Below are 23,040 nucleotides of genomic sequence, written 5' to 3'. Positions count from 1 at the left end.
TAAATAGTAAGTTTAGTGTTTTTATGTTTCGTCATTGCGAATAAAAAGAAGCAACCTTATTAAAAAAAGTAAGAGATTACTTCGTTCATTCTTCACTCGTAATGACGTTAAATACTAATTTTAATGTTTTTATGTTTCGTTATTGCAAATAAAATGAAGCAATCTTACTATTGAGAGAAGAGATTACTTCGTTCGTTTTTCACTCGTAATGACGTTAAATAGTATATTTAGTGTTCTAATGTTTTGTCATTGCGAATAAAATGAAGCAATCTTCTTTTAGATTACTTTGTTGATTCTTCACTCGTAATGACATTTAATTTAACTAGAACTAATAATTTTTAAAACCAACTCTTTAGTCAATGCTTGTCCGTTGGCTATTTTTTTAATGTTATCAAACGTAAACACAAAATTACAACCGTTTTTGTAAAGAGAACATCCGTAAGCAGATTTTCCTTTTAAAACAGTTCCTTTTTTACATTTCGGACAAATAATTGTTTCAGAAACTTCGGTTGTTTTCGATTGCGCTTTAACCGACGTTTGTTTTTGTTCTAGTTTTAAATTGAAATTAGCATCAAAACGAACCAATCCTTCAACTTTATCGTTGCCGTGCTTAAACCCTTTTAAATTAGTAGTACATCCTTTGTCAATCAAGCGAATTAATTGATTCTCAGATATTTTTTTATCCATAAAACTAAAAGGTAATTTAAAGTCACATCCGCTTTTATAAGCTGAACATCCGTAGGCGGTACTTCCTTTTAATAACTGACCTTTTTTACATTTCGGACATTCTTTAGATACTACTGATTTTTTCTTAGATGCTGCCTTTTTTGGTTTTGGTTTCGGAGCTTCATTTTCTGAAGACAGTCGTTTTGTTTTAGTACTAGAACGGACTTCGTACACTAATTCGTCTACCATTTTTTTCATGTTGTTTATGAAAGTTCCGGCATTAAATTCTCCTCGTTCAATTTCTTTTAAACGTTTTTCCCAACGACCGGTTAATTCGGCAGATTTTAATAATTCATTGTCAATTAAATCAATTAAATCGATTCCTGTTTGGGTAGGAATCACTAATTTTTTTTGACGTTCTATATATTTTCTTCTAAATAAAGTTTCTATAATACTTGCACGAGTAGACGGACGACCAATTCCGTTTTCTTTCATCAATTCTCGCATTTCATCATCATCAACCTGCTTTCCCGCAGTTTCCATAGCACGTAATAAACTTGCTTCAGTATAATTACGTGGCGGTTTGGTTTCTTTTTCTAAAAAGCTAGGTTCATGTGGTCCTTTTTCACCTTTTACAAAAGTAGGTAAGGTGTTTGCTTCTGTTTTTTTAGTATCGTTTCCGTGCTCAAAAACAACACGCCATCCTTTGGATACTATTTCTTTTCCGCTTGTTTTAAAAGCTATTTTATCAACTTCACCAATTACCGAAGTGTTAGAAACATCACTTTCTGGATAAAAAACAGCAATAAAACGACGTGTAATAATATCATACACTTGTTGTTGATTGTACTGTAAATTATTCTGAATTCCGGTAGGAATAATAGCGTGGTGATCGGTTACTTTTTTATCGTCAAAAACCTTTTTAGATTTCTTTATTTTCTGTCCTAATAAAGGTTTTGTTAACTGACTGTAATTTGTAAGCTTACCTAAAATACCTGCTACTTTTGGGTAGACATCGTTAGGTAAAAAAGTAGTATCAACCCTTGGATAGGTAACAACTTTCATTTCATAAAGCTTCTGAACCATTTTTAGGGTTTCATCCGCAGAAAAGCCAAATTTATTATTACAATATACCTGCAAACCTGTTAAATCGAATAATTTAGGTGCGTATTCTTTTCCTTTCTTTTTGGTAACCGAAGTAATTTCGAAATCGCTTTCTTTTACTTTATCAGCAAAAACCTGACCTTCTTCTTTCTTTAAAAAACGCCCTTCTTCGTAACTAAAAAGTGTTTCGCGATATAAAGTTTGTAGTTCCCAATAAGGTTGTGGTTTAAAATGTTGAATTTCTTTAAAACGATTCACCAACATGGCTAGGGTAGGAGTTTGCACTCTACCAACCGACAATACTTGTTTGTAACCGCCAAATTTAACGGTATATAATCGTGTTGCATTTAAACCTAATAACCAATCGCCAATGGCACGAGAAAAACCTGCGTAATATAAATTATCGTATTGCGCGGCGGGTTTTAAATTATTAAAACCTTCTCTAATAGCTTCTTCAGTTAGTGAAGAAATCCATAAGCGTTGTACTTCACCTTTATAATTTGCTTGGTTTATTACCCAACGTTGTATGAGTTCTCCTTCTGTACCAGCATCTCCACAGTTTATAACAACATCAGCTCTTTCAAATAACGATTTAACAATGTTGAACTGTTTTTTTATACCACCATCGTTGGTTACTTTGGTGTTAAAACGTTCGGGAAGCATGGGTAAGTTATTTAAATCCCAACTTTTCCAATGCGGTTTGTAGTCTTTAGGTTCTAAAAGTGTGCATAAATGTCCGAAAGTATAGGTAACCGCATAACCATTACCTTCGAAATAACCATCTCGTTTGGTATTGGCTCCTAATATATTAGCAATTTCGCGAGCTACACTCGGCTTTTCGGCAATACAGACTTTCATTAACGCTATTTAGAAATTCGAAATTACTAAAATAAATTGGTTCGTGTAGATAGTAATTTTGGAATATGTTAATTGATGATTTATTTTAAAATAAACACTTTTTTCGTAATAAAATTAAATCATTATTAAACTCAATAGCCTTTTCAGCTCTATTATATGCGTCCTCAGAATTTTTTAAAGCATTTTTTTTGAATTTATCATTATCAATGGTTGCAATTGATTTAAAGGTTTTTTGTAATCTTAGCATAACCTCAATATTATTAGCACCGTCTCTTGCAATTGGTCTAAAAGCATCATCAAAAAAATCAGCGATAGCTATTTGGGGCACTTCAACACGATTATATGTAATTTCATGTTCTTGTTCTTCTTCTTGAGCTTTTTGTTGCCATAAAAAAAAGAGCCTCTCATGGCAACCAATAATTTGTATTGCTGTGCCAGGGTCATTTATCCCTGGTGATAAAGCTCTACTTGCAATTTCGGTTAAAGAGGTAAATCCTAATCTAGGATCATCTTCATACAACCTATTATGACCTACATGAATCGCACTATTAATACTTTGTTGTATTTCTTTAATTTCTATATCAGTCTCGCTAACATAAGCAACAACAAAGTTTTTATTAATAAATTTTCCTGGTAAACAATTTAGTTGAATTTTTATTTTTTTTTCTTCAGCCAATTCTTGTAATACTTCTATATTAATGTGTTGTATATAACCAATTGTGTTTCCGCATATAGCATTAGCCTTGTTAAATTTTTTTTTAATGGGATTAGCTTTTAGATTTGGGTATTTAATATAAGTTGCTAAAGCTTTAGAAGCTACCGTTTCTATTTGTTGTATTGTGTGCTCTAAACGACCTAATCTTGAAATTTTATCTACCCATCGTAAAAATGTTAAAATAACAACAGTAAATAATATTAAGGTTAATAAAAAAAGTAAAAACCTACCTGCTTTTTGATAATACCCATTATCAAGAGCTATAGTAGCAACTATACTAAATATAAAGGCTCCGATAAAAACGGATAGAGCATTTTGAGAAACGTCATCTGTAACTACAATTTTAAAAGACCTTGGAGTTGCCGTGCTACTTGCTGATGAAAATGCAGATAGCATAGATGTTACAGCAAATATAGAAATTACCAACATACTTGAAGATATGGTATCTAAAAGCCCTTTTATAGAGTCTGTGTCTATACTAGGAACATGTTTACTAATTCCAAAACCATCTATTTGATGTGCTAAGAGTGCCCCAAAAACTGAAAATAAACAGAATAAAAGCGGTCTAAACCATAGTTGCTGACGGATTTTATTATAATAAATAATTACTTTTTTTTTCATCAAATAATTTTTTAATTAAACAAGAAGTAATTTTAAGCTATCATTTCATTTTAACTAAATAGCTAATTTACAGAAAAAAATGTTTTAGATACAGATAGACTAAAACCCACGTTGTCTTTTAGCTTCGAAAGTTAAAATAGCCGCGGCCACAGAAACGTTCATAGAATCTATTTGACCTTGCATTGGTATGTTGATATTTTGTGTTGCTTTATCTCTCCAAATTTGTGTTAATCCGGTTGCTTCTGTACCTACAACTAAAGCAGTTGGTTTGGTATAGTCATTTTTGTGATATTCGTTAGAATTTTGAAGCGTAGCACTGTAAATATTAATTTTATACTGTTGTAAAAATTCAATAATTTCTTCGGATGTTCCTATGCCAATCTGATTGGTAAACAAGCAACCAACACTAGAGCGTACAATGTTAGGATTAAATAAATCGGTTTTTGGATTTGCTATAAAAACAGCATCTACATTTGCAGCATCAGCAGTACGCAACATAGCACCAATATTACCTGGTTTTTCAATGCCTTCTAAAACTAAAACAAGTGGAGTAGTGGTATTAAATTGAATCGTTTTTAAATTAAATGTTTTAGACTTAACAACAGCAACTACACCTTCGGTAGTATCTCGATAGGCTATTTTTTGATAAATTTCTTTGGTGATTTCTATACAGTTTGTAGTATGTTTTAACAGCTTATCTAAATTTTCGTTAGAGAACATATTCGGAACAAATAAAATAGTTTCTATTTCATAACCACCGCCAACAACTAAAGATATTTCACGTTGTCCTTCTACTAAAAACAATCCTTTCTTTTTTCGCTCTCGAGATTTATCTTGAAGTTTTAATAAATCTTTAATATAAGGATTCTGTATGCTGCTAATTTGTTTCATAAATACAAAAATACCCAATTAAGGGTATTTTTGATAGTATTTATAATACAATTTATAATTGAATTAAAAAGCTATTATAATATTGATATATAACGTCGTTACGTGAAATTTTTAATTTCGAAGTAATCTTAAAATTAGAAGTTCATAACTTAAAGATTCCTTCACGTTGCTCGGAATGACGTTTCTTAAAATACTAATTTTATTATTGATTTTTATATTTATTAGAATAACGTTTCCAAAGTTTTGTTTGGTGCGATTCTAAGCTAATTTTTCGGCCCTGTATAAAAGCTTCGTTTAAAATATTTGTTCGCATATCTAAAGCATCACCTTCAGATATAAATAAGGTAGCATCTTTACCAACTTCTAAAGTTCCTACTTTATCATCAACACCTAAAATCTTAGCATTGTTTTGAGTAATTAACTGTAAAGCTTTTTCTTTTCCTAATCCGTAAGCAGCGTATGTACCTGCGTAAAACGGAATGTTACGAGCACTCATGCGCTCCATGTCACCTTCCATACCTAAACCAATTAAAATACCAGCGTCTGATAATATTTTGGCAGCACGATAAGGTAAATCATAATCTTCATCCTCGGCACTAGGTAAACGGTGTGCGCGTTCTAAAATTACCGGAATATTATTTTCTTTTAGTAAATCTGCAACCTTTTCAGCTTCTTGTCCGTGAACAATTACTAAATTTTTAATTCCTACCTTTTTTAATGTAGTAACAGCATCTGTAATCGCTTTTTGACCACTCACGTGAACAAACATTTTTTGAGATCCGTTTAAAACTCCTTGCAATGCTTCGTAAGGTAAAATCTTAGCAGTTTTATCACCAACCAAATATGCTTTTGCATTATTGATATAGCTAGTTATTTGAGCTATATTTTTTGCATAATCTTTATTTGGTTTTAAGCCAGGTTCTTCACCTAACCACCAACGACCGTTGCTAAAATTACTTGGCCAGTTCATATGAATACCATCGTCTGTTTTTAAAGCAGCGTCTTCCCAGTTCCAAGCATCAAATTGTACGATAGATGATGTTCCTGAAATAACACCACCACGAGGCGTAATTTGCGCCATTAAAACTCCGTTCGGACGCATAGATTCAATTACTTTACTTTCGGTATTATATGCTATAATACTACGAATATGTGGTAGCATAGAACCTACTTCATCAAAATCTCTTGTAGCTCTTACGGCATCTATTTCTGCCAAACCTAAAGAAGTGTTTGCTGCAATAAACCCAGGATACACATGTTTTCCTTTAGCATTAATTACTGTTCCTCTTCTAGCAATTTTCATCATTGCACTACCCACGAAAGCAATTTTACCCTCAGAGAACATAATTAATGAGTTTTCGATAACTTGTCCGTTTCCTAAATGAGCAGTAGCACCCTCAATACTATAATCTTGCGTTTGTTTGGGCGCAGGTGTTTGTTGTGCTAGTATATTTCCTAAGAATAAGAAACAAACCAAACTATATATTATTTTAAATTTCATGTTTATTATTTTTAAGTTCTTATTCTGTATCACAGTGAAATAATTTTTTAGCTTTCTTAACAGGAGCCTGTGTTTTAGCGCCTTTTAATTTTTCTTTTAGCATCATATTAATCAGTTTCGAACGCTCAGTTTTTATAACTGCACGTTTTTCTTTATCCTTTTTAATATCAAAATAAAGCGTACCATCAATAATGGTATTTTCTGCTTTAGAATAAATTGATAACGGGTTACCGCTCCATAGAACAACATCAGCATCTTTACCAACTTTAATACTACCAGTACGGTCGTTTAAGTGTAATAATTTAGCAGGATTTATGGTAACTGTTGCCCAAGCTTCTTGTTCAGATAAACCACCATATTTAATTAATTTAGCAGCTTCTTGATTTAAACGACGAGACATTTCTGCATCATCAGAATTTATAGCAACAGTAATACCTTGGTTGTGCATAATTGCAGCATTGTAAGGAATTGCATCGTTTACTTCGTATTTATAAGCCCACCAATCTGCAAATGTAGAACCACCAGCGCCATGCTTTTTCATTTTATCAGCAACTTTATAACCTTCTAAAATATGTGTAAAAGTGTTGATGTTAAAATTGAACTTTTCAGCAACTTTCATTAGCATATTAATTTCAGACTGAACATATGAGTGACACGAAATAAAACGTTTTTTATTAATAATTTCAGCCAACGTTTCTAACTCAATATCTTTACGATATGGTTGTCCGTTTTTCTTTTTAGTATCATATTCTTTTGCTCTTTGAAAATAATCGATATAAACCTGTTCAACTCCCATACGTGTTTGTGGAAAACGAACTGTTTGAGAATCTCCCCAGTTAGATTGTTTTACATTTTCACCTAAAGCAAATTTGATAAACTTAGGTGTGTTTTTATAGATTAATCCATCAGCTTCTTCTCCCCATTTTAATTTGATAATTGCAGAGCGACCACCAATTGGGTTTGCAGAACCATGTAAAATTTGAATAGAAGTAACTCCACCAGCAATGTTTCTATAAATATTAATATCATCAGGATCTACAACATCTTCAATCGTTACTTCGGCAGTAGAGTTGTGACCAGATTCGTTTACTGCAGAAGTTGCAATATGTGAATGTTCATCAATAATACCAGCAGTTAAGAATTTACCAGTTCCATCAATAGTTTTAGCACCGTGATTTGAAAGATTTTTTCCTATCTGAGAAATTTTACCATCTTTAATTAAAACATCCGTATTTGTTAAAACTTCATTGTTTTCTGAAGTCCAGACTGTTGCGTTTTTAATTAAAATAGTTTGTTGTTGTGGTTTAGTATAATTTCCAAACCCTATATTAGGATAAGAAACAGCAACTACAGTAGTTTTCTTTTCCTTTTTCTCATCTTTTTTCTCATCTTTTTTAGAGTTGAAAGTAGCTGTCCAATTAGTTTCGTTTCCGCTATTATTAATCGCAGTTCCGTTTAGGTTTTTATGATCAACAAATCCTGACAAACGAGAAAAATTATCACCATCTCTTAAAGTAATTTTCACCCAATTATCTACAAATGAAAACTTAGAACTAATTTTTTTAGCATCCTTTTTTATAGTAGCTTTTTGCTTAGTTCCTTTTCCGCTGATAGACATTTTATATGTTTCTCCATTTACAGCTAAAGTATATTCACCAGAAATATTTTTAATAGTAATATCGTTTACTACATTTTTATCTCCTTGTACCCAGTTTTCATAAAGCGTTGTGTTTTTATCAAAAATATCACCAGAAGTAATTAAAAAGTTAGCAAAGCTACCTTTGTTTAAGTTTCCTATTTTATCGTTTTGTAGAATTTTAGCAGGAATACTTGTTAAAGCTTCTAGGGCAGTTGTTTTGTCTAAACCAAACTTTATAGCCTTTTGTAAATTAGCTGTAAAGTCAGTAGCTTTTTTTAACTTATAAGTAGTTAATGCAAAGGGAACATTATTTTTAGCAAGTGCTGCAGGATTTGCAGGCTCTTGATTCCATTTACGCATATCGCTTAACTCAATTTTATCAGCTAAAAAAGCATTACTTACATCGTATGCTTTTCTGAAATTGATAGGAATAATAAAAGTAGCGTTGGTGTTTTTAATAGCATTGATACGTTCGTATTCGTTACCACCACCTACAATTGTATATTGAATTCCGAATTCATCACCTACTTTATCTGCACGTAAATCATCTAAATAATTACCTGCTCTAAATATTTGAGGAAGATCTTTTTTATCATTTAAAGCTTGTAAAGCTAAATCAGTATTTTCTATATTTCCTTTAGCATACCAAGCGGCATCTAAATACGTTTGTCTTAACAACGCCATGGCTCCCATACGCGATGTAGGGTAAGACTGACGTGTTTTATTACTTTTACTAAAAGAAAGGTAATTAGCAGATTGCTTATTTAAAATACGATAGGCATCAGAAGTAGCAGGGTTTAAAGCTACTAAAACTCCGTTACCTTGCATAATTCCATCTTCTAAATGCGTATTTACAGTACCAAAACCTAAGTTTAATAATTCTTTGGCTTTTTTAGTATCGAATTTAAAATCGTTAAAAGAATTTACGTCAGGCCTAATATGATCGTTCCAATAGTATCCTTTTCTGCTAGCATCGTATTGTGGTCCTTGTCCGCGACCACCTTCTCTTTTAGGTGCTTTTATTCCAAAATCAGAATACACATCAATAAAAGAAGGGTAAATAGTTTTACCATTTAAATTAACGGTTTCAGTTCCTTTAGGAATGGCAACAGATTTACCTATTTCTAAAACTTTACCGTCTTTAATAAGTAGTGTTCCTTTTTTAATAATATTGGTTGGACTTACATAAATTTTTGCATTTGTAAATGCATATAATTTATTTTTTGATGTTTTAACTCCCGTATTACTTGGAAAGTATTCTTGTGCATGTACTATTGATACACAAAGAAATAAGAGTAGAATGAGTACTTTTTTCATTGATTAATTAAGTTGATTTATGTGATAAAGATATTTATTTAATAATGAGCAGATAACGTTTTAACAAATAATTAAGATTACTTTAAGACTAGCTTTCCAATTTTTTGATTGCCAGATAACCATGCTGTGTTTTTGTCAACAAATTTAATAGCATAATAAGAATCATTGCTTACTTCCGTCCAAGTATGTCCGCCGTCATTAGAAAATGATACTCCGGTTTTACCGACAGCAAAAACTTCTTTACCATTAGTATCAGGTACATATTGCACACAACTTTTATAATTAGGGTTTTGATTATCGGCAACTAACGTCCAAGTTTTTCCACCATCAGAAGTAATGGCTTTGTTGGCACAGTTGTCGTTTGGTTTTGCATAATTACCACCAATGGCAATTCCGTTATTTTCATCATAAAAATCGATAGAATAAATTCCTTGTGGCCCGTTACCTTGAATTATAGGTGTATCATAAATTTGCCAAGTATTTCCGTAGTCAGTAGATTTTAAAATTCTTGCTTTAGTGCCTCCAGAAGCAATCCAAACGGTATTATTTATAATTTTTATATTGGTGTTACTTGCAGCAAAAAAAGCTTCACCTTCTTCAAAAATAGGTAAATTATCACATGACAATTTGTTCCAGGTATTTCCACCATCCGAAGTTAAAATAATAGAAGCACAATTTTCGGTAGGATCACCAACTGCGATTCCGTGTTTACCATCGGCAAAGAATTTCATACTGTCGTAAAATACTTTTTCATGTGCTTCTTTGTAAACTAAAGTGGTTTGTTTTTTAGTGTTATCTAATTTATATAATAATGCAGGGTTGCCAATACTTAACGCAAAAACAGCAGTTCCGTTATAAGTAATACTTCTAAAATTAGGAATAAGGGTGTCATTATCTTTAATATTAATAAAAGAATTTTCACCCCACTTGTCTCCATTGCTTTTGGTAAAACCAATCACACCATTTGAACTAGCGTAATACAAACTAGTTTTATTTATTGGATAAATAGCTCTAATACTTGCGCTATCTCTTTTAAACTCGGTGATATTTATTTTTTTTAGGGTTCTGGGTAAGTTTTCTTTTTTGCAAGAAATTGTTAAGGCAGTTAATAGAAAAAAGGCAAATAATCGATTCATTTTTGTAGTTTTAAGATCACTAATTTAATTAAATGACTTTAAAAAGAGTATGAAAAATTAAATAAAAAGTGTCTTTCAAGTATATTTAAACGAAAAGTGTCACTGGAAATATCAGTAGTATTTTTTTGAGTATAAAACTGTTCGTTTAAGAGGTTAACACCAGATAAACTAAATTGCCAATTTTTATTTTTGGGTCTAAAAGATATTTTAGAATTTAAAAATGAGTAATTATTTTTTTTATCTTTAAAAGAAGGTATAAAATAATTATAAGAAATTGAACCAGAAATTTCTTTAGATGGTTTAAAAATTAATTTTAGTTTATTTTCTAAAGATTTATTTAAAAAGATATTATTGGTACTTTTATTTTCTTGCAGCACATATGTAGTCTTGTTTTCTATATTTATAGGTATATAAAATGCTGTTTTAAAAAAAAGACTATTGGTTGAAAACTTACTTTTATTATTTCTAAGTTCTGAATTATTAATGATATTTTTATAATTAAAAATAGAATAAGCTGAAGTAATTTTAAAATTAGTTTTTAAAGCAGGTATCAACTTAGAAACATTAAAATTTAAAGCAATATTTTCGGTGCTTTCAGGTAGAAAGAAGTTTGTAGTTTTAGTAGCATTTTCGTTTATGGAAGTATTATTAAAAAAGTTTCCTTTTTGTTTTATATAATTTGCACCTATATATAATTGAAATTGATTAAATAAATCATTTTTTGAATAGAATAAATTAAATGCTTGGTTATTCTGTAAAGATATATTTGGGATGTTATTTTTTACAATTCTATTATCTATTAATATTTGATTAGAAAATAAATATTTCATAACTGAAGTATCTTTGTTTAACCCCGAATTTAAACTTAATGAAGATGTTCTATCTATTTTATATCTAATATTAATTGAAGGTTCAAAGACAACTATTCCAGAATTTAATGATGTGTTATTTTCGTTTAAATTTTGATATAAATATTTTAAGGAGTAATTGGGTGTTATAGATGTTTTTCCTAACTTAAAACTGTACGAAGCATGATTGTAAATTTCATTTTTTGTATAGTTTACATTATTTAAACTATTTGCAATAGATAAATTTTGTGTACTGTTTTGACTAAATAAATTAGAATTAAGATTTTGATTTATTAAGTTAGTTCCTACTGAAAACGTGTACTTATTATTGTTTTTTTTACCAAGTAAAATGGCTTTAAAAGAAGTATGCCTTTTTTTTGAATTAAGATTTTGAATATCTTTTTCATATTCGTTTCTGTTAAAAACAGAAGGTTCAATGTTTAACTTTTGATCAACAGTATTTATTGTATTTACTAAATTTAATTGCAATACTTTTTTATCAGATATTTTTTTAGTGTATTCTAGGTTTTGTTTAAGAAATATGTTTTTGAATTTTGAATATGAAAGAAAGTCATCACTTTGGTTAGAGAATATAGTTTTGTTATTATTAATAACTTCATCTCTTATGCTGATATCATATTTTAATAATGATGATTTTGAAGTGTTATATTTTAATTCAATATCTCCTCTATATTGTACAGGTCTTTTTTGAATAAATTGATTATCAAAAGTATTGAAAACTTGATTATTAATTTCTATGTTGCTTTCTGAAAATTGACTACTTTCAATTTTATCCGAAATAGAATATAAATTTACTTTAGCTTTTATTTTATTAGAAAAACTATAAATGCTATTTAAGTTACCAAAAAACTGATTATTTATATTAGATAAATTGTTGTTTGTAACTTGTAGTAAAGTTAATTCGGGTATTATTTTTTCAGCTAAATACTTAAGCTCTTTAATTTGCTCTAAATTTAGTTGATTATTAAAGTAATTAAAAGGGGATGCATTTTCTCCAATATTATTGTATGCTACTATGGCAAATGATTTGTGTTTTTTATTGATACCTAATAAATTAGCAGAGACATCTAACGGAGTTTTTTTTGAGTCAGGAAAATCTCCAATTCCTAAATCGGTACTTAGTGAATAATCTGTTTTGTTTTCTTTTAATTTCAGGTTTAAAACAACCTTATTGCTGTTTTCAATACCTTTAAGTAAACTGTTTTCAGAGTAATTCTCTATAGCTTCAATTTCTTTAACTAAATCTATATTAATATTTTTAGTACCAATACTGTAATTGTAATCAAATAAATTATCTCCTTCAATAGTAACCGTTTCAATAGTTTTTCCTTTATATTTAATGATGCCATTGCTATCATTTATCTCTACACCAGGTAAGTTTTTTAATAAATCTTCTACTTTTCTTTCTGTACCATCTTTATATGCTGCTACTTTATAAGTAACGGTGTCTTTTTTAATTGTAAACTTTTTTTTAGCTTCAATAACAACTTCATCAAGTTTTTCAATTTTTTGTTCTAGTAATATAAATTTTAAATTTATAATTTTTTTAAACTCTGAAGGTTTTATAATTTTTTCATAAGGAGTATAACCTGCAGCAGTAACTTCTAAAACTACACCAGTAGTATTATATTTCTTCTTTAATTGATAAGAAAATTTACCCTTATTAACTAAAATAAATTCACTAATAGTTTCAATATTATTAGGTGTTTTTATTAGAATATTAGCAGTTAAAGGGTTTCCTTTAATGTTTGAAATTGTACCTTTTATTATTTGGGAATAACTAAATTTTAAACCAAAAAAAGTAAGAAACAGAATAAACGTAATTTTATCTTTTGTACTCAATTTTAATAAGTAATTTATTGTTTCTTTTGATGTGCTTTTAAAGCTTTATTATATTCTCTATCATCTTCACTTATGTACATTTCAATACCACCCCTAGAGCTTTCTGTACCTAGATGATGTTTGTCTGTTTGGTAGGTGAAAAGTTCGAGAGCTTTTTTCTTATATAACGCCTTAAATTGATCCCAAGTAAGTGTTTTTTTTGTTTTAAAAGGATTCTTTAATGCGCCTAACTTAATTTTATTATTTTTAATACTAATAGTTTTAAAGGCTATAAAATTATCGGTAGATTTAAGCTCCAAAATCATACCAGGTAAACCATCATATTTCCAAGGGCCTCCAACAGGAAGTTCTGTGCTAAACCAAGCTTCGTATTTTCTTCCTCTAAAATCCATAGAAGCCAATTGACAACTAAAACCTAAAATTTCTTTCTTTTTATTCTTAATAGCCCAATTAAAAATAGTTAAACTGTCTTTAACAACAAAGGGTTTATTTATTATCTGGTGCTTGTAGAAAAATTCATTTTTACCATAATTTTTAAAAACGGTACCAACATTCTTGCCTGATAAATTAAAAAATATAGGAGAATCATTATCTTTTTCTTTTACTAAAGAGGAATTTGATTTTTTAACATTACTTTTTTTCTTGTAAATTGATTTATTATATTCAATAAATTTGGTATATTCATAAGTAGCTACTAAAGGATTGTATAGATGATCTAGATTCAATGTTCTTTCGTATTGTATTTGATATACACTTATAGAATCTTGTTGTGAATAGATAGAATTAATACCAACTATAATAAGACATAATGCAAATATTTTTTTTATCATAATAATTTTAGTTTTATAAAAAAAAGGAGGTTAGGTTTTAAATAACCTTATACCTCCCTAACATTTTTTTAATTATTAATTCCCTAATTCGCTTACTAAATCATTAGCTACTTTTAGTGAATTAGAATGACAATTAGCTCTAGCTGATGCTCGTGAACTACCAAAACCAAGACCGCTAACTGTGTAAGATTCACCTGTATCACTATTAGTAACAGTTCTAGTACAAGTAGACATCCACATGTCTGCTTGTTTGTTATTCATTAACTCAACCTTAACAGTTTTAATTTCTTCTTTTTTTACAGAATTGTTAGCAAAAGTTATAGAGCTAACTAGCATAAAAGCTAAAGTAAATATTATTTTTTTCATTATTTGTGTTTTTTAAATTAGTTAATAAATTTATATGCAACATTTATTGCATTTAAAACAATATTTATACTTTAGAAAAACGTTTTTCTAAAGTATAAGTGTATCTAGAATAATTTAAAAAAGAATGGTCGCAATTTATATATACATTCTTTTTCTACCGGCAATTTTTAAGTCAGAATTGATCAGATTCTATTTAAAAGTTTTCAAATCTAAAAAAAAAAAAAACTCAAAAAGCAAAATAAAATGTTATTTTTTATAAATATCTTCTACTGAATAATATTATCTATTTTTACAAAACTAAAAATAGATAAAATCAAATCAATTATATGAAAAAAGCATTGGTAATTTCTGGAGGTGGAAGCAAAGGAGCATTTGCAGGCGGTGTAGTTGAGTTTTTGATGAAAGAAAAGAAAAATGATTATGATTTGTTTTTAGGAACCTCTACAGGAAGTTTAATGGTTTCTCACTTAGCTTTAAAAAAACTAGACGCTTTAAAAGAATTATATACCAATGTAAATCAGAATTCTATTTTTAGTAACAGCCCTTTTAAAATAACAAAAGTTCATGGAGAAAAAGTTATTTCTATTCGCCACATAAATACTTTTTGGAATTTTTTAAACGGCAGAAAAACTTTTGGAGAGAGTAAAAATTTGCGAAAACTTATAAAGAAGAATGTTACGCGAGAAATGTATGAAGAAATTCGAAAAAACAACAAAGAAGTTGTCGTAACAGTGTCTAACTTAACAGCAAATCAAATAGAATACAAAGCTATTTCTGAATGTAGTTATGATGATTTTTGTGATTGGATTTGGGGTTCGTGTAATTATGTACCTTTTATGAGTTTGTTAGAAAAAAACAGTTGCCAATATGCAGATGGAGGTTTTGGTAGTTTAGTACCAATTAGAGAAGCAATTTTAAGAGGAGCCAAAGAAATAGATGCTATTATTCTAGAAACAGAGGTTACGCAAATTAATAGAATGCATGCTAAAAATCCGTTTTCGTTAATGTTAGATGTTTTTGATTTTATGCTCGAAAATGTAGAAAGACATAATATTACCATAGGTAAGTTATCAGCAAAGCATAATGATGTGAAGCTTAATTTATATTACACGCCAACAGTTTTAACAACAAATTCATTGGTTTTTGATAAAGAAAAAATGAAAAAATGGTGGACATCAGGTTATCTGTATGCAAAAAGACTAGACGATGAAAAAATGAGTCAATTTAGACCAGAAATGGTAGAGAATCAAGAAATAGAAGAGGGTTTAGAAAATAGATAAAATATGCAGTTCGGAAAAGTAGAGTTGCCAGAGTTAGTAGATTTTTCATTGCCCTGCACTCACGAGAGAACAATAAAATTATTAAATTCTTTTGATGATGTAGAAAAGTCTAATATATATGTAGGTTGTGCTAAATGGAATAAAGCCGACTTAAAAGGATTTTATCCGAAGGGAACAAAAGATGAATTAGGGTATTATTCGAAACAGTTTAATTCAATTGAATTAAATGCTACATTTTACCGTCTTTTCTCTGCAGAACAGTTTGAAAAGTGGAAATTAAAAACACCTAAAGGATTTAAGTTTTTTCCGAAGCTAACACAAGATATTAGTCATTTTAAACGCTTGCAAGGCACTCAAGATTTTGTAAACTCTTTTTTAGATAATTCAGCACATTTACAAGATAGGCTAGGAACTATTTTTTTACAAATGCATGCTGATTTTGGACCAGAAAACTTTAATACACTTAAAAATTTTGTAATTAGTTGGCCAAAAGGAATTCCGTTAGCGATAGAAGTTAGGCATGAAGAATGGTTTTCAAACTCTACTGTTTTTGATGAATTTACTCAATTACTACAAGAAAATAACATAGCAAACATATTAGTTGACACATCGGGTAGGCGCGATATGTTGCATATGAGTTTAACAAATAACGAAGCTTTTATACGATTTGTAGGAGCAAATCATCCGTCGGATTATGAACGTTTAGATGCTTGGGTGCATCGCTTAAAAGAATGGAGCGATTTAGGATTAAAAAACATACACTTTTTTATTCATCAGAATATAGAAGAGGAATCCCCTTTGTTAGCAGCTTATTTTATTAAAAAATTAAACAAAGAACTAGAAACAGATTTAAAAGTTCCGAATCAAAATATTCAGCAACAAATGAGCTTGTTGTAAAGTGAAAAATCCAGCTTTTAAAGCTGGATTTTTCACTTATTTAAAAATTTATAATACTATATGTTATGATCATAACCTGAAACAAGTTCAGGTTGACAAAATTGATTTACTTTAAATCGATATACATATTGTTATAATCACTGTATTTCATGTTAGAATTCCACTGTGGCCTATAGTTGGTATTTATTTTTTTAGGTAAAGAAACTCCTTTAGCACCTGTGGTAATATATTGAATAGCTCTTTCTAATAAAGGTTCCGTAGGATCACCAATTACACCCAAATTACCAGGATCTTCTTCCATAAGCACTTCGGGAGTAAATCCATCAGGCTTATTTTCGCCATCTACATTCTGAATTTCTAAAACAATTGGTTGCATTGCATACGTATGATTTGTTTTAAAATTAGGGCCATTTCTTCTAAAGTCGTCAGAATCGTATAAAGTAATAGAACCTACATGTTTCCCATAAGTTTGCGCTCCTATTAATTTTACATCAATATAAGGAGAAAGTGCATTTATAATTAGTTCTGATGCCGAAGCAGTATTTTCTGATACAATAAAATAGATGGTGTTTAAATTTAAACTGTTAATAGTCTCGTTTAAAACAACATTACCATTACTATCTTTATTTAAAATTTTATCTGTAAAGTTATTAATTAAAAACTCAGGGTTTATTGCAGCTAACACTTTGCTATTCCATACTTCTTTAGCATATAATTGGTCTTTAAACTGACCAGTAACCATGCTTCCTAAATATACAGCCGTTTGCACAGAACCACCACCGTTGTATCGTAAATCGATTACTAAATCGGTAATAAGTGGTGATTTAAACTTTGCAAATTCCGCATTTAATTCACCATCAAAATCACTAGAAAATTGGTTGTACATTAAATAACCAATAGTATTGCCACCATCAACAATTACTTTTGCTTCTTTAATAGGGTTTTCTGTTATTGTAGCTCTAGTTAATGTAATCGTTGTTCCGTTACTAACAGGGTTTCCTGCATTGTAATCGGCCAATCCCACCGTAAAAGAATCAGTGCTAAAAAGCGAATTTACATTAGCTCTTGTTAAAGAGGTTCCGTTTACTTCGGTAATTAGCATTCCTCTAACAACACCTTTGGTTTCTGCATCAGAATTTTTTACCACATCGTATACATACACATAATAATTATTAGAACCATCTGCAAAATCAGCTCCTCTAACTTTCATTCCTGTTGTTTGACGCGTACCTTCAAAAGATTCTTCTAAAGCAATATAATCATCAACAATCCAAGAATAAGTTCTGTTCGGGTCTTTTGGGTACTCATTAGGTAAAAACAATAAATTGTTAAATAAATTCTCCGGACTTCCTGCTTCAGATAAATAACTATACAATTCTTGATCGTTATTAAAACGCCTGTCTGATAAATCAGGAACATCACTTTGCCATAAATAATAAGCGTTTAATCCTTTCCAAACAAAATTCTGAATTTGAACATCGGTAGGCGTGTCATCTTTTTCACTACAAGAAACTATTGATAGTAGTAAAAAAACAATAAGAGAGGCTTTAAGTATTTTCATAAGGAATATATTAGCTTTAATATCAACGCAATTTAATGATTAATATTATTTTTTTAGATTTTGATGTAACAAACTTACAACTACCTCGTCGTAGTTATGTAAACCTGATAGTTAAGACGGTGTTTTAATACTAAGTTTACAAAACTAACTAACTAAACCATGAATCAATCAGACTTTTTAAAAGTTGTACTACCATTTAAAGACAAGGTCTTTCGTTTGGCAAAAAGACTTTTAGTTTCTACCGAAGAAGCTGAAGATGCTACACAAGAACTGGTTTTTAAATTATGGAGGAACAAAGAAAAACTGTCGGGCTATAAAAATGTAGAAGCATTTGCAATGACGATGACAAAAAATTATTGTTATGATCGTTTAAAATCAAAGCAGGCAAGTAATTTAACATTGGTTCATAGTAATTATAAAGAAAAAGAAACGTCTTTAGATAAAAAAGTAGAATATAATGACAGTGTAAGTTTAGTACACAAATTGATTGATAAATTACCAGAACAACAAAAAACAATTATTCAATTAAGAGATGTAGAACAATATGATTTTGATGAGATATGTAAAATGGTAGATATGAAACCAACTGCTGTTAGAGTAGCCTTATCAAGAGCAAGAAAGACAATTAGAGAAGAATTAATAAAAAAACACAACTATGGAGTTAGCTAACATAGATAAATTAGTAGAAAAATACCTTAACGCAGAAACTACTTTGCAAGAAGAGCAAATACTTCAAGAGTATTTTACGTCGCCTAACGTGGCGCCGCATTTGCAAGAGTACAGTATGTTGTTTGGTTATTTTAAACAAAGTAAAGACGAAACGTTTACCAAAACCATTCAGTTAAAACCTGAGAAACCTAAGAAGAACTGGAAATGGTTATCGGTAGCAGCGTCAGTAGTCTTACTATTTAGTGTATTTGTAGGTAATGAAAAGTACCAAGAACATCAGCAAAGAAAAAAGTTTGCGCAAGTAACAGAAGCGTTGCAACTGCTTTCAATCAATTTAAACAAAGGAAACGACGCATTATATGCGGTTTCAAACAACTTAAACAAAGGAACTGATGCTTTACAATACTTAAACACCTACGAAAAAACAGTAAACAAAGTAATAAGCAAAGTAAATTAATAACAAAAAAAGTAAAACCAAGTACTTTATAAATTAAGACAATCATGAAAAAAATAATTATAATATTCGCATTCGTATTCACGGCAAACTTAAGTTTCGGACAATCAATATTTGATAAGTTAGAAGATATAGACGACGTTTCATCAGTAGTTGTAAACAAAGACGCTTTTGAAATGCTATCGAAATTTAATGTAGGTTCAGAAGATAATGAAGCTGTTGAAGTTTTTAATATAGTAAAAGAATTAAATGAGTTAAAAATATTTACTACAGAAAATACAAGTGTTGCTTCGCAAATGGAAAGCATGGTAAAATCTGCCGTAAGTAAAAGTAATTTAACCGAATTAATGCGTATTAAAGACAAGGATTCTAGAGTTAAAATTTACGTTAGAACTACAAAAAACAAAGATTTTGTTAGTGAAGTTTTAATGTTCGTAAAAGATAAAGGATCTAAAAAAGGTGGAGTAGAATCGGTTATTGTTTCTTTAACAGGAACTATCGATATTAATAAAATGTCGAAACTAGCAGAAACATTTTCGAAAGATAATAATGTAAAAGTAAAAGTTAGTAGCAAGTAATACTTTCTTTAATATAGGGTTAAGAAATAAATTTTTTAACCCTATTTTTTTAACCAATTCAAAAATAAAAAATACAATGAAAAAACTATTTATATATTCATTACTAGCAATCTCATTTGTAACAGTTTCATGTAAAAAAGAAGCTTCATTGCAAAGTTATTTAGTAGACAGTCAAGATAAAAAAGGATTTATAACTTTAGATGTTCCTGCGAGCATACTACAGTTAAGTATGGATAAAGCATCCGAAGAAGATAAAAAAGCATTCGAAAGCATTCGCAAAGTAAACTTAACGGGTTTACCTTATAAAGATGCTGATGAAGCAACTTATGAAGAGGAAAAAGGAAAGTTAAAAGATATTTTAAAAGGATCTGATTATAAAAAATTAATCAACTTTAAAAAAGATGGTATGCATGCTACAATCTATTATTCAGGTGAAACTGATGCTGTAGATGAAATTATTGCCTTTGGTTATGGTAAAGAAATGGGAGTAGGTATTGCACGTATTTTAGGTGACAATATGAATCCTGGTAAGATTATGCAGATGATGCAGAAAGCAAAAGTAGATGGTGGTGATTTAGATTTAAGTAAGTTTAAAGCGCTGTTAGGGAATACAATACCAATGAAAAATAAAAAGCAAGTTACTGAAGAAGATACAGTAGAAGCTTCTAACTAAAAAACTAGTATAAAATAACTAAAAGCCATCAATTTATTGATGGCTTTTTCTTTTTAACGACTCATTAACAAGCCTCCCAATAGATTTGCTTATTTTTGATGCTCAAACGAAAGTATTTATGAAGTTTCAAAAAACCCTTACACTAATAGTTGTACTTTTTACGGTATCCTTTTTTGCGCAAGTAGAGAATACGTATCGAGGAGAAAAAGATAAAATTCACGATTTAATTCACACAAAATTAAAGGTTGATTTTAACTTTAAAGAAAAACAACTGAATGGGGAAACATGGCTAACAGTAAAACCTCATTTTTATGAAACAGGTAAATTAACGTTAGATGCTAAAGCAATGGTTATTCATAAAATAACAATGAATGCTAAAGTGTTAGACTATAATTACGATAATTATAAGTTGATAATCGATTTACCTCGCATATATAAACGAAATGAAGAATTTACCATTTATATAAAATATACAGCTCGTCCAGAGAAAGTACAACAAAAAGGGAGTGCAGCGATTACATCAGCCAAAGGATTGTATTTTATAAATCCAACTGGTTTGGATAAAAACAAACCAACACAAATTTGGACACAAGGTGAAACCGAAGCAAGTAGTTGTTGGTTTCCAACAATAGATGCACCAAATCAGAAAACATCACAAGAAATCTATATTACTGTTCCTAATAAGTATGTAACACTTTCTAATGGTAAGTTAGAAAGTCAAATAACTAATACAAACGGAACAAGAACCGATTATTGGAATTTCACACAAAAACATGCACCGTATCTATTTTTTATGGGAGTAGGAGAGTATGAGATTGTTAAGGATACGTATAAAAATATTCCGGTAGATTATTATGTAGAAAAAGAATACGCTCCTTATGCGAAGGAAATTTTTGGTAAAACACCAGAAATGTTAGCTTTTTTCTCTAAAATTACTGGTATCGAATATCCTTGGAATAAATATGCGCAAATTGTTGGGCGTGATTATGTAAGTGGCGCTATGGAAAATACTACCGCTGTTATTCACGGAGAAAATGCCTACCAAATGCCAGGGCAATTAATTGATGAAAACATACAAGAAAATACAATTGCTCACGAAGCTTTTCATCATTGGTTTGGCGATTTAGTAACCGCAGAGAGTTGGAGTAATCTTACCGTGAATGAAAGTTTTGCAAACTATAGCGAATATTTATGGCGTGAATATAAATATGGAAAAAATGATGCAGATGCTCATTTGCTAGAAGATACTGAAACCTATAAAAATGGTCAAAATTTTGATAAACATTTAGTGCGTTTTAACTACCAAGACAAAGAAGATATGTTTGATGCGGTTAGTTATAACAAAGGTGGCGCAATTTTACATATGTTGCGTAATTATTTAGGAAATGAAGCTTTTTATGCAGGTTTAAACAATTATTTAACTACAAATAAATACGGTACTGGTGAAGCACATCAATTACGATTGGCTTTCGAAAAAGTTAGTGGAAAAGATTTAAATTGGTTTTTTAATCAATGGTATTTTAATAATGGGCATCCACAATTAGAAATATCTTATGATTTTAATAAATTAAGAAAAACGGTTACTGTAAATATTATTCAGAACCAAGATTACGAGTTTAAATTTCCTTTTGCGATAGATATCTTTGAAGGAAGTAAACGAACAAGACATACTGTTTTTGTAGAAAGCAAAGAGGCTTCTTTTACTTTTCCGTTTAGAAAACAGCCAGATTTAATTCAGGTAAATGCTAACGGTGTTTTGTTATGTGACGTAATTGAAAATAAAATATTGAGTGATTATATTCATCAATTAAAATATGCAGACAGTTACATGCATAAAAAAGAAGCTTTGATAGAAGTTGCAAAAAGACAGCAAGACGATACCAAAGCTTTTGATGCGATTGCCAATGCAATGAATGATGAGTTTTATAAAATTAGAATATTAGCGTTAGAAAACATTAATTTGGTAAACAAGAATTCTAAAAAAAGAGAGATAGAAACAATAAAGCAAATTGCAAACAACGATTCTAAAACACTTGTACAAGCAGCAGCTATAGAAACCTTAGGTAAATTAACTGATCCTGAGTTAAAAGCTGTTTTTGAGAAAGGTTTAACAAGTAAGTCGTATGCTGTTTTAGGAAAGTCGTTAGTAGGAATGTATTATGTAGATAAAACGTTGGCTATTGCAAAATCTAAAACTTTACCTGATGCGGTTAAAAAGATTATTGCAACGCCTTTAACACGCATTTATTTAGAAGAAAATGATGATGATGAATTAACTTTTATAGCAAGCAATGTAATGTCAGGTATGTATTTAAGTCAGAATAAAAAAATACAAACCTTGTATAAAAAGGCTTATGAAAAAATAGCAAAAAGTAATAATACAGCTGCTATTAAAAACTTAACGGATGATATTGTTTCGAAAGGAATTCAGTACAAACAATACAATTTCGATAAAGTAGGTATAAATTTGTTACGTCAAGTAGTGCAAAAACAAAAGACAGAAAACCAACCAAACAAAAATAACAACATTGAAATTGTTAAATTAGCAATGGCAAAATTATTAGAGTAAATAG

17 protein-coding genes are annotated in these 23,040 nt (G+C 29.8%); 7 read left to right on the top strand and 10 right to left on the bottom strand.

The annotated features are described in order from the left end of the window. Positions 1–318: 318 nt before the first annotated feature. The 9 genes from H0I30_RS01945 to H0I30_RS01905 all read right to left on the bottom strand — a co-directional run bounded on the left by H0I30_RS01945 (position 319) and on the right by H0I30_RS01905 (position 14,355). Positions 319–2,628 carry a type IA DNA topoisomerase gene (locus H0I30_RS01945; RefSeq protein WP_218772634.1) on the bottom strand — a complete coding sequence of 770 codons (2,310 nt, stop codon included), beginning with the start codon at positions 2,626–2,628 and terminating at the stop codon, positions 319–321. An 85-nt stretch (positions 2,629–2,713) separates the two neighbouring features. Beyond that, complete coding sequence (locus H0I30_RS01940) at positions 2,714–3,964, bottom strand: DUF2254 domain-containing protein (protein ID WP_218772633.1); 1,251 nt, start codon at positions 3,962–3,964, stop codon at positions 2,714–2,716. Positions 3,965–4,063: 99 nt separating this feature from the next. Then, positions 4,064–4,855 (bottom strand): RNA methyltransferase, encoded by a 792-nt coding sequence (locus tag H0I30_RS01935; RefSeq protein ID WP_218772632.1) that lies wholly within the window; start codon positions 4,853–4,855, stop codon positions 4,064–4,066. A 202-nt stretch (positions 4,856–5,057) separates the two neighbouring features. Further along, positions 5,058–6,356 carry an amidohydrolase family protein gene (locus H0I30_RS01930; protein WP_218772631.1) on the bottom strand — a complete coding sequence of 433 codons (1,299 nt, stop codon included), beginning with the start codon at positions 6,354–6,356 and terminating at the stop codon, positions 5,058–5,060. A 19-nt stretch (positions 6,357–6,375) separates the two neighbouring features. Further along, positions 6,376–9,312 (bottom strand): amidohydrolase family protein, encoded by a 2,937-nt coding sequence (locus H0I30_RS01925; protein ID WP_218772630.1) that lies wholly within the window; start codon positions 9,310–9,312, stop codon positions 6,376–6,378. 77 nt (positions 9,313–9,389) lie between these two features. Further along, complete coding sequence (locus H0I30_RS01920) at positions 9,390–10,448, bottom strand: oxidoreductase (protein WP_218772629.1); 1,059 nt, start codon at positions 10,446–10,448, stop codon at positions 9,390–9,392. A gap of 38 nt (positions 10,449–10,486) precedes the next feature. Next, entirely contained in the window at positions 10,487–13,159 is a 2,673-nt protein-coding gene (locus H0I30_RS01915; RefSeq protein ID WP_218772628.1) for a hypothetical protein, read from the bottom strand. A gap of 14 nt (positions 13,160–13,173) precedes the next feature. Continuing rightward, the gene (locus H0I30_RS01910) at positions 13,174–13,989 is read right to left on the bottom strand and encodes a GLPGLI family protein (RefSeq protein WP_218772627.1); all 816 of its coding nucleotides are present in this window, start codon (positions 13,987–13,989) and stop codon (positions 13,174–13,176) included. Between the two features lie 75 nt (positions 13,990–14,064). Continuing rightward, positions 14,065–14,355 carry a hypothetical protein gene (locus H0I30_RS01905; RefSeq protein WP_218772626.1) on the bottom strand — a complete coding sequence of 97 codons (291 nt, stop codon included), beginning with the start codon at positions 14,353–14,355 and terminating at the stop codon, positions 14,065–14,067. A gap of 326 nt (positions 14,356–14,681) precedes the next feature. On the opposite strand from H0I30_RS01905, the gene H0I30_RS01900 reads away from it, so the two are divergent. Further along, positions 14,682–15,635 (top strand): patatin family protein, encoded by a 954-nt coding sequence (locus H0I30_RS01900; RefSeq protein WP_218772625.1) that lies wholly within the window; start codon positions 14,682–14,684, stop codon positions 15,633–15,635. Between the two features lie 3 nt (positions 15,636–15,638). Further along, a complete protein-coding gene (locus H0I30_RS01895; protein WP_218772624.1) occupies positions 15,639–16,532 on the top strand; it encodes a DUF72 domain-containing protein in 894 nt (297 codons plus the stop codon). A 106-nt stretch (positions 16,533–16,638) separates the two neighbouring features. Here H0I30_RS01895 and H0I30_RS01890 read toward each other — a convergent pair whose 3' ends face one another. Continuing rightward, positions 16,639–18,093, bottom strand: coding sequence for a S41 family peptidase (locus H0I30_RS01890; protein WP_218772623.1), 1,455 nt, complete (start codon positions 18,091–18,093; stop codon positions 16,639–16,641). 159 nt (positions 18,094–18,252) lie between these two features. On the opposite strand from H0I30_RS01890, the gene H0I30_RS01885 reads away from it, so the two are divergent. From H0I30_RS01885 to H0I30_RS01865, 5 genes are all read left to right on the top strand, one after another. Further along, complete coding sequence (locus H0I30_RS01885; protein WP_218772622.1) at positions 18,253–18,762, top strand: RNA polymerase sigma factor; 510 nt, start codon at positions 18,253–18,255, stop codon at positions 18,760–18,762. Further along, positions 18,749–19,219: a hypothetical protein gene (locus H0I30_RS01880; RefSeq protein WP_218772621.1), complete on the top strand. Its 471-nt coding sequence runs from the start codon at positions 18,749–18,751 to the stop codon at positions 19,217–19,219. The genes H0I30_RS01885 and H0I30_RS01880 overlap by 14 nt, the downstream gene beginning before the upstream one ends. A 44-nt stretch (positions 19,220–19,263) precedes the next feature. Next, the gene (locus tag H0I30_RS01875) at positions 19,264–19,794 is read left to right on the top strand and encodes a DUF4252 domain-containing protein (RefSeq protein WP_218772620.1); all 531 of its coding nucleotides are present in this window, start codon (positions 19,264–19,266) and stop codon (positions 19,792–19,794) included. Between the two features lie 76 nt (positions 19,795–19,870). Next, positions 19,871–20,467, top strand: coding sequence for a DUF4252 domain-containing protein (locus H0I30_RS01870; RefSeq protein ID WP_218772619.1), 597 nt, complete (start codon positions 19,871–19,873; stop codon positions 20,465–20,467). Positions 20,468–20,585: 118 nt separating this feature from the next. Next, a complete protein-coding gene (locus H0I30_RS01865) occupies positions 20,586–23,036 on the top strand; it encodes a M1 family metallopeptidase (protein ID WP_218772618.1) in 2,451 nt (816 codons plus the stop codon). Positions 23,037–23,040 lie beyond the last annotated feature (4 nt).

It is taken from the genome of Tenacibaculum sp. AHE14PA (assembly GCF_019278465.1).
In the GTDB taxonomy this organism is placed as follows: domain Bacteria; phylum Bacteroidota; class Bacteroidia; order Flavobacteriales; family Flavobacteriaceae; genus Polaribacter; species Polaribacter bernardetii.
The sequence above is the reverse complement of the archived record's forward strand: the minus strand, read 5'-3'. Positions and strand labels throughout refer to the sequence as shown.

Excerpts from the sequence above, each read along its gene's own strand:
- H0I30_RS01945 (WP_218772634.1), bottom strand. The coding sequence starts at position 2,628 with ATGAAAGTCTGTATTGCCGAAAAGCCGAGTGTAGCTCGCGAAATTGCT.
- H0I30_RS01940 (WP_218772633.1), bottom strand. The coding sequence starts at position 3,964 with ATGAAAAAAAAAGTAATTATTTATTATAATAAAATCCGTCAGCAACTA.
- H0I30_RS01935 (WP_218772632.1), bottom strand. The coding sequence starts at position 4,855 with ATGAAACAAATTAGCAGCATACAGAATCCTTATATTAAAGATTTATTA.
- H0I30_RS01930 (WP_218772631.1), bottom strand. The coding sequence starts at position 6,356 with ATGAAATTTAAAATAATATATAGTTTGGTTTGTTTCTTATTCTTAGGA.
- H0I30_RS01925 (WP_218772630.1), bottom strand. The coding sequence starts at position 9,312 with ATGAAAAAAGTACTCATTCTACTCTTATTTCTTTGTGTATCAATAGTA.
- H0I30_RS01920 (WP_218772629.1), bottom strand. The coding sequence starts at position 10,448 with ATGAATCGATTATTTGCCTTTTTTCTATTAACTGCCTTAACAATTTCT.
- H0I30_RS01910 (WP_218772627.1), bottom strand. The coding sequence starts at position 13,989 with ATGATAAAAAAAATATTTGCATTATGTCTTATTATAGTTGGTATTAAT.
- H0I30_RS01905 (WP_218772626.1), bottom strand. The coding sequence starts at position 14,355 with ATGAAAAAAATAATATTTACTTTAGCTTTTATGCTAGTTAGCTCTATA.
- H0I30_RS01900 (WP_218772625.1), top strand. The coding sequence starts at position 14,682 with ATGAAAAAAGCATTGGTAATTTCTGGAGGTGGAAGCAAAGGAGCATTT.
- H0I30_RS01895 (WP_218772624.1), top strand. The coding sequence starts at position 15,639 with ATGCAGTTCGGAAAAGTAGAGTTGCCAGAGTTAGTAGATTTTTCATTG.
- H0I30_RS01890 (WP_218772623.1), bottom strand. The coding sequence starts at position 18,093 with ATGAAAATACTTAAAGCCTCTCTTATTGTTTTTTTACTACTATCAATA.
- H0I30_RS01885 (WP_218772622.1), top strand. The coding sequence starts at position 18,253 with ATGAATCAATCAGACTTTTTAAAAGTTGTACTACCATTTAAAGACAAG.
- H0I30_RS01880 (WP_218772621.1), top strand. The coding sequence starts at position 18,749 with ATGGAGTTAGCTAACATAGATAAATTAGTAGAAAAATACCTTAACGCA.
- H0I30_RS01875 (WP_218772620.1), top strand. The coding sequence starts at position 19,264 with ATGAAAAAAATAATTATAATATTCGCATTCGTATTCACGGCAAACTTA.
- H0I30_RS01870 (WP_218772619.1), top strand. The coding sequence starts at position 19,871 with ATGAAAAAACTATTTATATATTCATTACTAGCAATCTCATTTGTAACA.
- H0I30_RS01865 (WP_218772618.1), top strand. The coding sequence starts at position 20,586 with ATGAAGTTTCAAAAAACCCTTACACTAATAGTTGTACTTTTTACGGTA.